Source organism: Rhodococcus sp. WAY2 (assembly GCF_009859915.1).
In the GTDB taxonomy this organism is placed as follows: Bacteria; Actinomycetota; Actinomycetes; order Mycobacteriales; family Mycobacteriaceae; genus Rhodococcus_F; species Rhodococcus_F oxybenzonivorans.
Genome location: NZ_CP046572.1, coordinates 6,443,985 through 6,458,257, shown reverse-complemented (window position 1 = coordinate 6,458,257; position 14,273 = coordinate 6,443,985). Strand labels below are relative to the sequence as shown.

15 protein-coding genes and 1 pseudogene are annotated in these 14,273 nt (G+C 65.7%); 8 read left to right on the top strand and 8 right to left on the bottom strand.

Annotated features, from left to right (window positions below; translation table 11 throughout):
* Positions 1-330 precede the first annotated feature (330 nt).
* Positions 331-768 carry a TetR-like C-terminal domain-containing protein gene (locus GFS60_RS29190; protein WP_236603315.1) on the top strand — a complete coding sequence of 146 codons (438 nt, stop codon included), beginning with the start codon at positions 331-333 and terminating at the stop codon, positions 766-768.
* A 439-nt stretch (positions 769-1,207) separates the two neighbouring features.
* Here GFS60_RS29190 and GFS60_RS29185 read toward each other — a convergent pair whose 3' ends face one another.
* From GFS60_RS29185 to GFS60_RS29170, 4 genes are all read right to left on the bottom strand, one after another.
* The gene (locus GFS60_RS29185; protein WP_159926533.1) at positions 1,208-1,879 is read right to left on the bottom strand and encodes a winged helix-turn-helix transcriptional regulator; all 672 of its coding nucleotides are present in this window, start codon (positions 1,877-1,879) and stop codon (positions 1,208-1,210) included.
* 206 nt (positions 1,880-2,085) lie between these two features.
* Positions 2,086-2,937, bottom strand: coding sequence for an alpha/beta fold hydrolase (locus GFS60_RS29180; RefSeq protein ID WP_159926531.1), 852 nt, complete (start codon positions 2,935-2,937; stop codon positions 2,086-2,088).
* A 62-nt stretch (positions 2,938-2,999) separates the two neighbouring features.
* Positions 3,000-4,088, bottom strand: coding sequence for an alkene reductase (locus tag GFS60_RS29175; protein ID WP_159926529.1), 1,089 nt, complete (start codon positions 4,086-4,088; stop codon positions 3,000-3,002).
* Between the two features lie 110 nt (positions 4,089-4,198).
* Positions 4,199-5,062, bottom strand: a complete 864-nt coding sequence (locus tag GFS60_RS29170; protein ID WP_201453477.1) for an SDR family NAD(P)-dependent oxidoreductase — start codon at positions 5,060-5,062, stop codon at positions 4,199-4,201.
* A 372-nt stretch (positions 5,063-5,434) separates the two neighbouring features.
* Between GFS60_RS29170 and GFS60_RS29165 the strand changes: the two genes are divergently transcribed.
* Positions 5,435-6,343, top strand: coding sequence for an alpha/beta fold hydrolase (locus tag GFS60_RS29165; RefSeq protein WP_159926527.1), 909 nt, complete (start codon positions 5,435-5,437; stop codon positions 6,341-6,343).
* A gap of 15 nt (positions 6,344-6,358) precedes the next feature.
* Here GFS60_RS29165 and GFS60_RS39305 read toward each other — a convergent pair.
* A pseudogene (locus GFS60_RS39305) lies at positions 6,359-6,478 on the bottom strand (FAD-dependent oxidoreductase); the annotation flags it as partial.
* Positions 6,421-7,173, bottom strand: coding sequence for a TetR/AcrR family transcriptional regulator (locus GFS60_RS29160; RefSeq protein WP_159926525.1), 753 nt, complete (start codon positions 7,171-7,173; stop codon positions 6,421-6,423). The gene GFS60_RS29160 and the pseudogene GFS60_RS39305, both read right to left, overlap by 58 nt.
* Positions 7,174-7,285: 112 nt before the next feature.
* On the opposite strand from GFS60_RS29160, the gene GFS60_RS29155 reads away from it, so the two are divergent.
* The 6 genes from GFS60_RS29155 to GFS60_RS29130 are packed head-to-tail and all read left to right on the top strand — an operon-like array spanning position 7,286 to position 12,654.
* Entirely contained in the window at positions 7,286-8,158 is an 873-nt protein-coding gene (locus GFS60_RS29155; RefSeq protein ID WP_159926523.1) for an alpha/beta fold hydrolase, read from the top strand.
* Between the two features lie 50 nt (positions 8,159-8,208).
* Entirely contained in the window at positions 8,209-9,204 is a 996-nt protein-coding gene (locus GFS60_RS29150) for an NADP-dependent oxidoreductase (protein ID WP_159926521.1), read from the top strand.
* Between the two features lie 54 nt (positions 9,205-9,258).
* Complete coding sequence (locus tag GFS60_RS29145) at positions 9,259-10,119, top strand: alpha/beta fold hydrolase (RefSeq protein ID WP_159926519.1); 861 nt, start codon at positions 9,259-9,261, stop codon at positions 10,117-10,119.
* A gap of 31 nt (positions 10,120-10,150) precedes the next feature.
* A complete protein-coding gene (locus GFS60_RS29140) occupies positions 10,151-10,957 on the top strand; it encodes a strictosidine synthase (RefSeq protein ID WP_236603314.1) in 807 nt (268 codons plus the stop codon).
* A gap of 43 nt (positions 10,958-11,000) precedes the next feature.
* A complete protein-coding gene (locus GFS60_RS29135; protein ID WP_159926517.1) occupies positions 11,001-11,924 on the top strand; it encodes an oxidoreductase in 924 nt (307 codons plus the stop codon).
* A 16-nt stretch (positions 11,925-11,940) separates the two neighbouring features.
* Positions 11,941-12,654: a hypothetical protein gene (locus tag GFS60_RS29130; RefSeq protein ID WP_159926515.1), complete on the top strand. Its 714-nt coding sequence runs from the start codon at positions 11,941-11,943 to the stop codon at positions 12,652-12,654.
* 260 nt (positions 12,655-12,914) lie between these two features.
* On the opposite strand, the gene GFS60_RS29125 is transcribed toward GFS60_RS29130, so the two are convergent.
* Together GFS60_RS29125 and GFS60_RS39300 are read right to left on the bottom strand one after the other, a co-directional pair.
* Positions 12,915-13,517, bottom strand: a complete 603-nt coding sequence (locus tag GFS60_RS29125; protein ID WP_159926513.1) for a TetR/AcrR family transcriptional regulator — start codon at positions 13,515-13,517, stop codon at positions 12,915-12,917.
* Positions 13,518-13,673: 156 nt separating this feature from the next.
* Positions 13,674-13,838, bottom strand: a complete 165-nt coding sequence (locus GFS60_RS39300; protein WP_236603313.1) for a hypothetical protein — start codon at positions 13,836-13,838, stop codon at positions 13,674-13,676.
* Positions 13,839-14,273: the final 435 nt, after the last annotated feature.

Here is a 14,273-nt window from a genome sequence, read left to right as displayed (position 1 = left end):
TCCCGTCAGCCTTGTCTCGTTCCTACAAAACACCAGCGGAGTCCTGCAAACGGAGGTTCGCGGCGTCGTGCCGAGGCCCACTAGGGAATCCACCACCTGATTGGCCCGGGAACAGATCGCCGAGCGACTCGTCGACGCCGCCACCACCAAATTGCTCGCCGAGAAGGGCCCTGCCGAGATCAAAGCACGATCGGTCGCCGAGACGGTGAATGTATCCACGTGGCGGTCTACTACCACTCGGCGGACTACCTGAGCTATTCAGGCCGTCGTCGACCGAGGATTCCGTGACCTCGACCGGGCCTTCGGAGCGGTCCGTCCCAGCGATGACACGTGGCCGAACTCGTCACAATGGCACTGTCCAGCCGCCGACTCGCCCAGCAGAACCCGCACCTCTACTATCTGGTGTTCGGGCTTCTTACACGCGGAAGCTACCGACCGATTCAATCGCCGATTCCCGGCACCAACGCACGGTCAGAGACCTTCCAGGCCGCCGTTACCCATGTTGTCCAGGCATGGACTCGTCTCATGCGCAGCGGCCGCATCCGTGGCGACCAAGACCCCGAGATCGTCGCCACCCAACTCTGGAGCTGCGTCCACGGCTTCATCAGTCTGGAATTGAGTGGCCTCTTCACCCAATTCCGCAACCCTGTGCGCCGTGTCCTGCGGCCAATGGCAACGAACGTCCTGATCGGGCTGGGCGACACCGTCGAGGTGGCCTACGCGTCCCACGATTCCGCACTCGAGGCCTCGAGCGCTGTGGCGGACTGACTTCGACTTCTGAGCACGTGGTCGCGACCGCACAGACGTGCCGACCACCCCGGTTCGCCTTCGTTGACCGAAACGCAAGCGTTGGTGTAACCGAAGTTCCCGGAGCAGAGCCATTTCGACCTCACATCTGGGAAGTGCCGAATACATGGCAGCTGCACGCTTTACGCGCCGTCGCCACCCACGATCTGGACCACGCCGGCGGTCACCCCATACCGTGCGGCACTGGCTTTTGGGCGCATATGTGCGCACTATTGGTGCGTCATGACCGGCTCGTTGGCTCTCACCGCAGCCGAAGGCTTCGGCCCCGTCGCTCGCCGGTTCGGCCCCACAACGAAGTCAGGCGGGTCGAGTTGAGCGGCGTCACCAATCGCCTCCGACATGGTCCTTCGCACGTAATCCAGGGGGCGAACTCCCCGCGATCTCTCGTGGCGCGCCTGGATCAGCTCGCCGACGCCCCCACGCCGCCGAGGGCGTACACGCGAAGGAACTCGTCCATATCCTCGGCGCTCGCTTCGACGAAGAGCGTGCCGGACTTCATGGCCTCTGCCACTGTGATCTCGTCGTTCGCGACGGCGAGTAGTGTCGAGATATCGGTCTGAAGACGCACTTTCGGTGTCGTGGGAGCGGCGCCCGGCCTGAGCACGATGCCGTTCGCCGACGGACCGATCCATGCGGATTCTTCGCCCACGTCGAACTGGACCACGCCACCGAAGCGACTGGCCGCGTCTGCGTCGGCGCGCGCGAACATCCCCTGGATGATCCACTCTGCGCGAGTCATGTCCGCGTCATCGAACCCCGCACCGTGCCGGAGTCCCCAGGCGGCCAACTGCCCCAACATCGGACGCAGTTCTTCACCGGCGTTGGTGAGTGCGTACGCGGCGACCGATGCCGGCGGAGGTAGCACGATTCGTTCGATCACACCGGCCTCTTCCAGGCTCTTGAGACGGCTCGCGAGTAGGTTCGTGCCGATACCCGGCAGCCCCGACGCCAAGTCCTTGTACCTGCGGGGACCCATTCCCAGGTCACGCAGGATGAGCAGGGTCCACCGCTCGCCGAGTAGGTCGAGCGCACGAGCGAGCCCACAATTCTGGCCGTACGTTCGAGCATTCATACCCATAGTATAGTCACTACTTCATTTTCACGTTGTTTCTGCTTGCATTCTCCACCAGACATCCGTGGACAAGCGTGCCGCGACGAAGCCGACCACCACGTCCGCGGGAGACCCACGCCGAGAGGCCAGCTTTTCGTCGCGGCACCAGATGAGTCGAACGCAGCGGTCAGACACCGCAACTCATCGCGACGGTCGCCACCGGCGCCTCAGTCGGCGAGGAACCGCTTGACCTCGGTGGTGAACTCGTCGAGGTGCTGGAAGAGGAACGCGTGACCGGCATCGCTGTAGAGCACGAGTTTGGCCGACGGGAGGTGCTCGACCGCCGAGTAGGAGGCGAAGGCGTGAATCATCACGTCGTGCATCCCGTTGGCGTAGAGGACGGGTTGGGTGATCGTCTTCAGGTTCTCCACCACCTGTTCCCACGGAGTCGCCAGGCTCGCGGTGATCGCCTGGAGCTGACCCATGGCGGCCTCTTCGCTGACGGCCGGTGCGCCCGGGGGCATCGCGGCGGAGACCTTGTCGAAGTGCTCGAGCCCCAGCTTCCGAGCTTCCTCGGTCTCCGGGTAGAAGAGGTACAGGGTGTCCTCGAGGTCGGCGTTCGGTTTCGCCATGATCTGCAGGACGCGCTCGGTGATGCTCGGCATGTCGGGGGCGAGTCCGGATCCGCTTCCCGCGACGATCAGCTTACGGACGAGGCTCGGTCGCATCAGGGTGATGGCCTGCGCGACGACGCCGCCGAAGGACCATCCGAGCAGATCCACCTCGCTCAGTCCCAGTGCGTCGATGAAGTCGATCGCGCCGGCCGCGAAGCCCTCCACAGTGATGAGGGCATCACCGCCGGTGTAGCCGATCCCGATGTTGTCGAAGAGGATGACGTCGCGGTCGGCGGCGAGGATGTCGAGGAACTCCGGATCCCACCAGTCCACCGTGGCACGGAAGCGGTGGACGAGAACGAGTGGGATACCACCGCGCGGGCCGAACCGGCGGTAGGTGAAGCGACCCAGCGCTCCGTCGACCTGGAGGTTCTCAGCGGTGTTGATCGGTGTGTAGGTGCTCATGTCGTTTCCTCGCAGAGGTTGTGATGGTCGACCCGCATCGGGTCAACGAAAGAAGTTTCTTGTCAAGAGATCTCGGCCAGGGTCGGGTAGTCGGTGTATCCGTGGGCGTCGCCGCCGTAGAGGGTGCCGAAGTCGACCTCGTTCAGCTCGGCACCGGTGCGCCACCGCTCCACGAGGTCCGGGTTGGCCAAAAAACCCCGCCCGACGACGACCGCGTCGGCAAGTTCCTTGTCGAGAAGCTCCTCGACCGTCTGCAGCGAGGTGGCAGCTGGAGCAGCGAGGTTCAGGAGCACCGAGCCGCCGAATCGCTGACGCAGTTCGCGGACAAGCGGTTCGATGGCCTCGAACGGGTTGGCGAGGATGCTCAGGTACGCCAGACCCAGCGGAGCGATCCCGTCGACGACCGCCCGGTAGGTGGCGCTCAGGTCCTCCCCGGGAACCTCACCCATACCGTTCAACTGATGGCCGGGCGAGAGCCGCAGACCGACACGGTCCGCCCCGACGGCATCGGCCACCGCCGTCACGACCTGAACGACGAAACGGGCCCGCCGCTCCGGCGAACCGCCGAACTCGTCGTCGCGCACGTTGACCGTCGGGTCGAGAAACTGGTGCAGCAGGTAACCATTCGCCCCGTGAATTTCGACCCCGTCGAGCCCGGCGCTGATCGCGTTCCGGGCCGCGTCAACGAATTCCGCTATCACGCCGGCGATCTCCCCCGACTCGAGCGCCCGCGGCACGTCGTGGTCCACCATGCCCGAAAACGTGAACATCTGCCCGGAAGCCTGAACCGCACTGGGTGCGACAGTCTCGACCCCGCCCTTGTTGCTCGCGTGGGCGACCCGGCCGACATGCATCAACTGCGCGACGACCGTTCCGCCGGCCTCGTGCACGCGGTCGGCGACGAGCCGCCAGCCTGCGACCTGCTCGTCGGTATACAGGCCGGGCACCGCTGGATAGCCCTGACCGACCGCGCTGGGCGCGGTGCCCTCGGTGACGATGAGGCCCGCCCCGGCGCGCTGGGCGTAATACTCGGCGTTCAGCGCGGTCGGCGCGTTGCCCTCGCCCGCGCGGCTGCGAGTCAGCGGCGCCATGACGAAGGACTGGGGCAGATCCCAGGATCCGATCCGTACCGGTTTGAATGCGACAGACATGCGGTGATCCTCCTGAAGGGTGGCGGGCCGAAGCTCAACTCCGATAGCAAACTTTAAAAAACAATAGCGTTAACTAGCTGTTTAGGCAACCGCCCGCTCAGGAGTCATGCTCAGCTGGTCAATCGGCCTTCGCCGTCTCGCTGGTCGAGTTCGCGCAGCATTGTCTGCGTCGTAACATCGGCGGCCTGATGGGCATCGAGCGCCATACCCACCACGCCTCGCAAGGCTGAGACGCCGGCCCATCGTCGTGGACGGAACACCCTCGCCTTCCGGTGCTCGACTCCGCCGACGATCGCCGCCGCGGCCTCCGCGGGCGTGATCCGTTTCCGAAACGAGCGAGGCAGGGTTCCGAGCAGTTTCTGCGCGGTGGGATCGCTGTCGACGCTCCGACGGATCATCTCCGTGTCGACGAGCGAGAAGTACACGGTCGTCACAGTGACGCCTTGAGATGCGAGCTCCACCCGCAGTCCCCGTCCCAGTTGTTCAACGGCCGCTTTGCTCATCGCATACGGAAGGGTGCCGGCACCGTTCAAGAACGCGAACACCGAGGACAGGAGAACGACGTGTCCTCGGTTGGCGATGACCGACGGCAGGCACGCTTGAACGGTGGTGAGCACACCCCCGACATTGATGTTCCACAGCCGATCGTTGACCTGAGTCGACGACGCGCGCACGGTCGATCCGCGCGCGGCGACACCGGCATTCGCGATGACGATGTCGATCCGTCCGAAATGATCCAGCACCTTCTCGACGGCGGCGGCCATATCGTTGGCGTCGGTCACGTCGCCCTTGAGCGACAACATGCTCGCGGACCCGCGATCGAAGACGACCGGAGACTCCTCCAGATCGATGATCGCAACGCGCGCACCTTTGTCCACCAGGAGCTGCGCAGTCGCGGCGCCGACGCCACGGGCACCACCCGTGATCACCGCGACCTTTCCGTCGACCGACATCCGGTTCTCGTTGTCATCCATCAGATCTCCTCCGCGCCTGCGACCGACCGACGCCGGCTGACTATGTTGATGCAGATCACAGTAAGAACTTCCAAGTAATATTGTCAATGGTATGCTTTTTTCAAGCATCTTTATCACATGCAGAGATGTCCGAGTCCAAGCTCCGTAAGATCGTGAGGAAGAAGAGGAAATCGTTGACCTGCTCGGCACCGAGGACGCATTGCCCGGTGACACCTCCGGAGATGTCGCAAGCGTGCCGGGGCGGCCTGCGCTCTGGTATCGATCCGTTCGGTCATCCTCGTCGACTGCCTCGACACCCAGTCTGGAAGGTGCGCACCAACTACGTCAGTCAGAAGCTGATCGACATCGACAGAGAAGGGCCGATTTTCACCGATGGCGTTGTTCGAGCAGTTCCAGGACCTCACGATCGCCGTGGACGGCGCCGAGATCCACTGCCGTGTCGGCGGGGACGGTCCGCCGGTCCTTCTCTTGCACGGCTACCCACAAACCTCGGCGATGTGGGCTCCGATCGCACCTGTACTCGCAGAACACTTCACGGTCGTGTGCAGCGATCTGCGTGGGTACGGCGACTCCAGCAAACCCGCGTCCGTCCCGGACCACTCGACGTACTCCTTCCGCGCCATGGCCGCCGATCAGGTCCAGCTGATGCGACACCTGAGCTTCAGCTCCTTCCACGTCGTCGGGCACGACCGCGGCGCCCGGACCGGGCACCGAGCCGCCCTCGACCATCCCGACGCCCTGCGATCTCTGGCCGTCCTCGACATCGTCCCCACTCACACTCTGATCGACTCGATCGACCGACACACCGCAGCCGGATACTGGCACTGGTTCTTTCTCAGCCTGCCCAGCCCGACACCCGAGTCTCTGATCGGGCACGATCCTGACCTCTTCTTCCACAACAGTATTGCGACCTGGGGCGCAGGATCCGTCGAGATGTTCGACCCGGCGCTGCTCGCGGAATACCGCCGCTGCTGGAACGACCCCGAGATGATCCGCGGGTCATGTGAGGACTACCGCGCGGCGCTGACGATCGACTACGACCATGACAGTGCCGATCTACACCGCACCGTCGGCTGCCCCACCCTTGCGGCCTGGGGAGCACGGGGGTTGATGGCCCGGCGCTACGACATCGCCGCCACGTGGCGTGCCCGATGTCTCGAACTCGAGACGGCCGCCGTGGATGGTGGGCATTTCTTCGTCGACGAACAACCCGAGCGGACCGCCGGGTTGCTGTCGGAGTTCCTGCGCCGCTGCGAGCAGCAGCGAGGACGTTGTGTTTGAGTCCCTTTCTCCCGCAGCTTTGGAGGAGATGCGGCCGACGTTGAGGCACACCCCCTGCCGCTCGATCACGCCGACAGTCACGCCGAGTTGGGCGGCGCGGATCGCGGCGACGCACCCGCCAGGACCGGCGCCGAGACGACGACGCCGACGTGACTGGTGGTAGTGCTCGTGGGTTCTCCTTCTTGGTGTGACCCAGTTTCCAGCATGGTGGGGGTTCGTGCCGCCGGTGCTGGTGTGGCAGGACGGAGGTGATCTGCCGGCGGATGGGCCGAGGATCTCCGGGAGCGTGTCGTACAGGTGCACACGGTGGTGGTGACGTGGATGATCGCAGTGATCACCCGCGCGAGCGTGACCGCGTCGATTGCGCTGATGCCGGCGTCGCGGGCCAGACCCCGGGCGAGGCCCTCTTTAAACCGCAGGGAGAAGACCAGGCCGTCGGCGCGGTGGGGTTCTCCCGGGTCGCCGAAGACCAGCTCGTGCAGGTAGGTGCGCCCGTTTTCGGGATGGTCTCTGATAGACGCCACCACCGGCTCCAGCAGTGCCAACAGCTCCTCTACAGTGCCATGTTCGGCGGCCGCTGCGGCGGCGAGACCCTCGTCGATGGCGGTGGCGAACTTCTGGTTCTGCACCATGATCAACAACTCCGCCTTCGTTGCCGCATAGAGGTACAGCGTCCCGATTGCGACATCGGCACGGTCGGCGATCTGCTGCGTCGTCACACCCCCGACGCCGTGCTCGGCAAAGAGGGCACGGGCGGCGGCCGCGATCCGGCGACGCTTGTCCTCCTTCGCGCGTTCACGTCGCCCCAGCTGGGCACCGTCCACTCCCATGACGACCTTCCTTGACAGAATAACTGAGTACGCTCATGATTGAGTATACTCGGATGAGTGGGCGTCGGAACCTCGATGCCGAACCGAACAGGACGGGAAGCCAGGAGCAGCTATGACGACGTCACCGGATGAAGCGGGGTCCACCTCGGCGCAGTTCGTTGATGCGCCGACCAGAACGGTGACGGCCGCGGGTGCGCAGTTCGTGTACCGGGACCTCGGCGCCGACTGCGGCGCCGGCGTGCCGTTGGTGGCGCTGACGCACCTGGGCGCGAACCTGGATAGTTGGGACCCGGAGGTCATCGATCCGCTCGCGGCCGAGCGCCGGGTGATCTTGATCGGCTACCGCGGGGTGGGCAGCTCCACCGGCACCGTCCGGGACCGGTTCGAGGACATGGCCGCCGACACGATCGCCGTGATCCGCACCCTCGGCCTCTCCCAGGTAGATCTGTTCGGGTTGTCGATGGGCGGCATGGTCGCCCAGGCGATCATCGAGCAGGCTCCCGACCTGGTGGACAGGATCGTCCTGGCCGGTTCCGGCCCGCAGGGAGGTCCCGGGCTGACCCGGATGACCGGAGTCATGGTCCGCGCGATCCTGCGCGGAGCGGTGACGTTCACGAACCCGACGACGCTGCTGTTCTTCACCCGCACCCGCAACGGCAAGCAGGCTGCCGGGGCTTACCAGGCGAGGCTGAAGCGGCGCTGCACCGGGCGGGACAATCCCGTCGCCGCCGGCGTACTTCGGGCCCAGTTGCGCGCCGTGAATCGATGGGGACGGCAGCAACCTGCGTCACCGGCGGATGCCGGCGGCCTGGCACTGATCCTGCACGGTGACAGCGACCGCATGGTCCCACTCGGGAACGCGGACGCCCTGCTGGCACGGTTCCCCGACGCCCAGGTGCGGATCTTCCCCGATTCAGGGCATGGCGTCGTGTTCCAGAACCGACAGGCCGTCACCGACACCATCGACCGGTTCCTCCGCCGCTGAACACCACGGCGCTGCCATAACCCACACAGCCGTTTCTGAGGAGAGAAATCATGCGAGCATTCGTTTTCGACAAGTACAAGCAGCCCCTGCACGAGGCGCACGTGCCGGAACCCACTGTGGGCGACCGGGACGTGCTGGTGCGCGTGATCGCTGCCGGGGCGAACCAGCTGGATGAGAAGATCCGGGGCGGGGAGTTCAAGGCGATCCTGCCCTACAAGACCCCCCTCACGCTCGGCCACGACGTCGCCGGCACCGTTATCCACACCGGGGCGCAGGTCCGGAACTTCAAGCCCGGCGACCAGGTGTTCGCCCGGCCACGGGACCACCGGATCGGAACGTTCGCCGAACGCATCGCGATCGACGAGTCCGACCTCGCCCTCGCGCCCACCACGATCAGCCCCGTCGAGGCAGCATCCCTGCCGCTGGTGGCACTGACCGCGTGGCAAGCGCTCGTGGTCAAAGGCAACGTGAAGCCGGGCCAGCAGGTCCTCATCCACGCCGGCGCCGGCGGGGTCGGGTCGATCACGATCCAGCTGGCCAAGCACCTCGGCGCCCACGTCGCGACCACCGCCTCCGGGAAGAACGCGGATTTCGTCCACGACCTCGGCGCCGACGTGGTAATCGACTACCGCACGCAGGACTTCGAGACCGAACTCTCCGGCTACGATCTGGTTCTGGACAGTCTCGGCGGGGCGAACTTAGAGAAGTCGCTGCGCATCCTCCGTCCCGGTGGGAAGGCAATAGGGATCTCCGGCCCGCCCGACCCCGCTTTCGCCCGCGAGGCCGGCCTGAACCCGGTACTGCGCCTCGCGATCACCGCGCTGAGCAGAAAGATCCGCAGGCAGGCGAAGAAGCTCGGCGTGACCTACGAGTTCCTCTTCATGGGCCCCAGCGGAGACCAGCTACGCGAGATCGCTGGTCTGGTCGACGATGGGGTGCTGCGACCGGTTGTGGGACAGACCTTCTCGTTCGATGACACCCCGCAGGCCCTCGAAGCACTGGCTCAGGGCGGTATCCGCGGCAAAGCCGTCATCACCGGCCCCTGACCCCATCACACCGATCACAACCAGCCAGCAATACAAACCTCTGAAGGAGCCATCATGAGCAGCAGCAACACCGAACCCGCTATCACCTCCTACGCGAAAGCCCCGGCGAAGACCATCACCGCAGGCGGTACGACATTCGCGTACCGGGAATTGGGGCCCAAGGGCGGTATTCCCGTCGTGTTCTTCGTGCACCTCGCCGCGACCCTGGACAACTGGGACCCCCGCATCGTCGACGCCATCGCAAAGACCCGGCACGTAATCACATTCGACCAACGAGGCGTCGGCGCCTCCTCCGGCACCGTCCCGGGCACCATGGAGGAGGCCGCCGACGACGCCTACACCTTCATCACCGCTCTCGGTTTCGACAAGATCGACATCTTCTCCTTCTCCATGGGGGGAATGATCGCGCAGGACCTGATCGTCAAGCACCCCGACCTGGTCCGCAAGCTCGTCCTGACCGGCACCGGTCCGCGCGGCGGGAAGGGAATCGACAAGGTCGTGGGCGTCACCTACTGGGACATGCTCCGCGCCGCGGTGACGCGGTCGGACCCGAAGGAGTTCCTCTTCTTCAACCGCGACAAGACTGGCAAGCAGGCCGGGAAGGCCTTCGTGGAGCGCCTCGAGGAGCGCACCGTCGACCGCGACAAGCCGATCACGGTCAAGGCCCTGCGCACCCAACTCAAGGCCATCCAGCGGTATGGACGCTCGGCCCGGTCGGACCTGTCGAAGATCACCCAACCGACGCTGATCGCGAACGGCGACAACGACCGCATGGTCCCCTCCGTACTGTCCGAGGACCTGCACCAGCGAATCACCGGCAGCGAGCTGATCATCTACCCGAACTCCGGCCACGGCGGCATCTTCCAGTACTGGGAGAAGTTCGCCCCCGTCGCCGCGAAGTTCCTCACCCCCTAACCGCCGAGAGCACACAAGAGGAACGGAAGGCATGACCATGAGCGAGCCCACGACGATGAAGCCGGACGTGTCGAAGCACTTCTCCTCCTCAATCCTGCTGTGGATGCGCACCGACCAGCCACGCCAGACCGGCATGGATTACTGGAAAGGCCCGCACTCCGGCATCATCGCCAACACGCCGGGTCTGGAGGAGTACCGGCAAATCCACCTCGCCGCGGACAACCCCGGCCGCTGGCCCGCCATCGATGGCGTGGAGACCGCGATACCAGCCGACCGTAAAATCGACGGCATCGCCGAAGTCACTTTCGAGAACGCGCTGTCCCCGCTGGCCGGCCGCAAGCAGACCGCGCTGGCGTTCGACGACGAGATCAACGTGTTCCGCCGCACCCTCCTCTACGCCGGTCCCCCGAACTCGTCACGCTGGTACGACGTCGCCCCCGGAGAGAAACCCGGATCGCGCGCCGTCGTCTACCTTCGCCGCCGCGGGGACGTCGGGTCGATGGACTCCCACCGGTTCGTGAAAAAGAGCCTCGCGCCCGCCCTGGCCAGCACCGATGTTCTGAAGGAACTACGCACGCAGGTATTCCTGCCGTGGAGCGAGAAACTCTGGGACACCCCGAACGTCGCCCACGACAACCCCGCCGGACAGCACCTGCACGCCTCACTCATCCTCGGATTCACCGACAACGACGCCCGGGACACGTTCTTCACCGGCACCCGGGTCAGCAAACTCACGGAGCTCATCGTCCCGTACGCCTCGGCGATCCACGCGTACGAGGTGACCGCCACCCTGACGTACGTGAGGAACGGCGAAATCCTGCCCCACTACGAGGACTGACCTGCCCACACTCCGCGTAGTCATGGAGGGAGCGAGAATATCGATGGTGCGGTCCAGATGGTCCGAGGCGGAAATCCCTGACCAGGAAGGCCGTGTGTGCCTGGTGACCGGCGCCAACAGCGGGCTCGGGTTCGAGATCGCCCGAGCCCTCGCGGAGCACGGCGCGCACGTCGCGCTGGCCTGCCGGGACCCGCTCCGAGGAGCTGATGCCGCGAATCGCATCAGCGAGCGTCAACCGACCGCAACCGTGGAGGTCGTCCACCTCGATCTGGGGGACCTCCGCAGCGTCGAGACGGCCTCGGCCGCATTCGCCGGGAAGCATGACCGGCTCGACCTGCTCATCAACAACGCCGGAATCGCCGCGTCTGTTCGGTCGGTCACCGCCCAGGGTTTCGAGGCGCAGCTCGGCGTCAACCATCTGGGTCACGTCGCCCTCACCGCGGGCCTCCTCCCAGCGCTGTTGTCCACGCCGGGCTCTCGCGTGGTCTCGGTGAGCAGCTATATGCACCGTTTCGGTCGGATCAGATTCGATGACCTCCACAGTGAACGCCGGTATTCCTCGAAGACTGCGTACGCGCAATCCAAGCTCGCGAACCTGCTGTTCACCACGGAACTCAACCTGCGCCTGCACGCGGCAGGCGCGCACACGATCGCCCTCTCCGCGCACCCGGGTCTATCTGCCACCAGCATCGGGCAGAGCGACCGCACCTCCTCCGCAGCCGCCCGCCCGCTGGCGAGGCGATTCATGCAACCCCCGCAAGAAGGCGCGCTCCCGATCCTTCGCGCCGCCACAGACCCATCCGCTGTCGGTGACGAGTTCTACGGACCGTACGGTCTGCTGCAATCCTCCGGCTCGGCCGCACTCGTCCCACGGAGCCGCCGAGCCCGTGACCGAGACACTGCCAGCCGCCTCTGGGAGGTCTCCGCTGATGCCACCGGGGCCGACTACTCAGCACTGAAGGCGTAGCACTCTCCCGCGCCTGGTGTCCTTCGACATCGCCGGCATGAGGGAAGACGAGGTCGAAGTGTCTCGGCCGCGGCGGGTGCATCCGGCGCTGCTGATCGCCGCTGTCACGTCCTGGCGCTGGTGGCCGGCAGCTGGGTTTCGTGCCACACCGTCGGCGTTGATCCCGCCACTGCAGTCGGAGTTCAGGTGGTCGACGTCAGCGATCTCGTTCGCCGTGACCGTGAGCGTGCTGCTGTTCGCGGTGGACGGCCCAATTCGCGGCGGCACTCATCCAACGCTTCGGCGTGCGGTGGGCCACGACCCTCACGCTCACGCCCACCTCATGGCAGTTGGTGCCGGCCAGTCGGTTCGCGACGGCACCGTGGATGCGCACCATGACGTGGGGGGGTTGGGGAACCGGGTCGATGGCGCAGGTGTGCGCCGCATCGATCGCGGACACCGGTTCCTCAAAGGCCGCGGGCTCGTCGTGGGCATCCTCACGGCAGGTTGGCGATCGGGGCAGCTCGTCTTCCTCCCGCTCGTCGCGGTGGTCGTGGAGACCTCCGCGTGGCGGTGGGCGACCCTAGCCGTGGCATCGGGCGCCGCTGATGATGGTGCCGTTCGTGACCGGGCTCTTGCGCGACCGATCCGAACAGCTCGGCATCACCCCGTTCGGCACATCCGACGGGTGGCGGCCACCGGAACGGCCTGCGGGGAATCCCGCGAACGCCGCACTGACGGCGCTGCGTGAAGCGAGCCGGTCGCGCACGTTCTGGGCGCTAGCGGGCGGGCTTCGCGATCCGCGGGCCACCCTAACGGGCTGGTAGGAACGTACTTAATCCCCAGCGGGCACGATCACGGCATGCCGCAGACCACCGCCGCCGGTCTCTGCGCCGTCGCAGCCATCATCTCCATCGCCATCCGCAAAGCCCGCAACAGGTGAACTCATGACCACCCGAACGGCGCACTCCGGGGCCACCATCCAGGAACACGCCGACAACCCGACCGCGGTTAGCCGGGAAGAACGGCAGCGACCTGGGTACGGATGCTCGCGAGGATCTCTTCGGTGCTCGAGCCCGCGTTCACGCTCGCCGCCATGTCCAGGAACATGATGGCCGAGATCACTCGAGCCAGTGTCGACGACTCAGGCGCCCCGAGCTGCGCCCGATCGGCAAGGATGCCGGCGATCGCCTCCTCGGTCTGCGCGACGATGGACAGCGCTTCGGCGTGGTGGGGTTCGGCCGGATCACCGAAGACCATCTCCCGCAGGTAGGTGCGGCCGTTGTCGACCTGGACACGGTTGCACTCCACGATCGGTTCAAGCAGCGCCAGCACCCCGTCCAACGTGGTCGCCGTGCCCGCGGCCGCGGCGCGGCCGCGGACCAGTGCGGTGGCGTAGTGGGCGTTCTGCACGAGAAGCAGAAGTTCGCCCTTGGTCTTGGCGTACAGGAACAGGGTGCCGGTGCCGATGTCGGCCGCATCGGCGATCTGCTGGGTGGTGACCTCGTCGACGCCGTGCTCGGCGAAGAGTTCGCTGGCGGCCGCAGTGATGCGTTCGAGTTTGGCCTGCTTGTTCCGCTCGCGTCGCCCGAGCGGCTGGGGCGCGACTGGCATCAGTGTTCCTCCTGAGAAAACTATGACTTACCTCAGTTATGAGTATAGTCACTGCCGCGCGGCTCGGATGCGCCTGTGCTCATCCTCCCAGGCCGGTGCGAGACCACCGGGGCGCGCACCGGGAGGCGGGGACCGTCCGTTCGCTGACCGGGACGGTTAGGGCTCGGGTGGGTCGGCCGGAGTCTGCAGGTAGACCACGACGCAGTTCTCCTTCACCCACGTCTCGTCGACGCCGTTGGCATGCTCGACGAGCAGCTCAAAGGTCGGTATCTCCTCCGACAGTGGGTGATCAAATGCGGCCCGGGCGTTTCGCGCGCACACCACCTCCTCGGAGCTGCCGGTGTAGAGGGCGTCGATGACGAATCTCGGGGTGAACCGGCCACCGAACCCGTCGCCGCCGCGCAGCGCTTCTTGCCCGCCCCGCCACCACCGGGTGAGGATGGTGAACTTCTCCTAGTCGGCGTACCCAAGGTCCCGCATGAGCCGCTGGCTGAGGCCCGGCCAGCTGAACGTCCCTTCGAGGACAAGGTTCTCCCGCGGGCTAGACAAATCTCGGTCCTCGGTGGTGGCCCACGTCTCACCGCAGGACCTCCGGTGGCTTTAGCCGAAACCAAGGCACTTATGAATTCCGGTAGCACCAGTTCGCTCCGTGCGGCACTCAAGGAGGAAGTTCGGGCGCAGAGCAGCAGTAGCGCGACCGCCGCCGCGCCAGCCGCACGTGAAGCGTCCTCACGAAACAACCCCCTCTTCACGGGA

Bases quoted from the DNA above. Each gene is read 5' to 3' on its own strand.
- GFS60_RS29185 (WP_159926533.1), bottom strand. From the start codon at position 1,879: ATGAATGCTCGAACGTACGGCCAGAATTGTGGGCTCGCTCGTGCGCTC.
- GFS60_RS29180 (WP_159926531.1), bottom strand. From the start codon at position 2,937: ATGAGCACCTACACACCGATCAACACCGCTGAGAACCTCCAGGTCGAC.
- GFS60_RS29175 (WP_159926529.1), bottom strand. From the start codon at position 4,088: ATGTCTGTCGCATTCAAACCGGTACGGATCGGATCCTGGGATCTGCCC.
- GFS60_RS29170 (WP_201453477.1), bottom strand. From the start codon at position 5,062: ATGGATGACAACGAGAACCGGATGTCGGTCGACGGAAAGGTCGCGGTG.
- GFS60_RS29165 (WP_159926527.1), top strand. From the start codon at position 5,435: ATGGCGTTGTTCGAGCAGTTCCAGGACCTCACGATCGCCGTGGACGGC.
- GFS60_RS29160 (WP_159926525.1), bottom strand. From the start codon at position 7,173: ATGGGAGTGGACGGTGCCCAGCTGGGGCGACGTGAACGCGCGAAGGAG.
- GFS60_RS29155 (WP_159926523.1), top strand. From the start codon at position 7,286: ATGACGACGTCACCGGATGAAGCGGGGTCCACCTCGGCGCAGTTCGTT.
- GFS60_RS29150 (WP_159926521.1), top strand. From the start codon at position 8,209: ATGCGAGCATTCGTTTTCGACAAGTACAAGCAGCCCCTGCACGAGGCG.
- GFS60_RS29145 (WP_159926519.1), top strand. From the start codon at position 9,259: ATGAGCAGCAGCAACACCGAACCCGCTATCACCTCCTACGCGAAAGCC.
- GFS60_RS29140 (WP_236603314.1), top strand. From the start codon at position 10,151: ATGACCATGAGCGAGCCCACGACGATGAAGCCGGACGTGTCGAAGCAC.
- GFS60_RS29135 (WP_159926517.1), top strand. From the start codon at position 11,001: ATGGTGCGGTCCAGATGGTCCGAGGCGGAAATCCCTGACCAGGAAGGC.
- GFS60_RS29125 (WP_159926513.1), bottom strand. From the start codon at position 13,517: ATGCCAGTCGCGCCCCAGCCGCTCGGGCGACGCGAGCGGAACAAGCAG.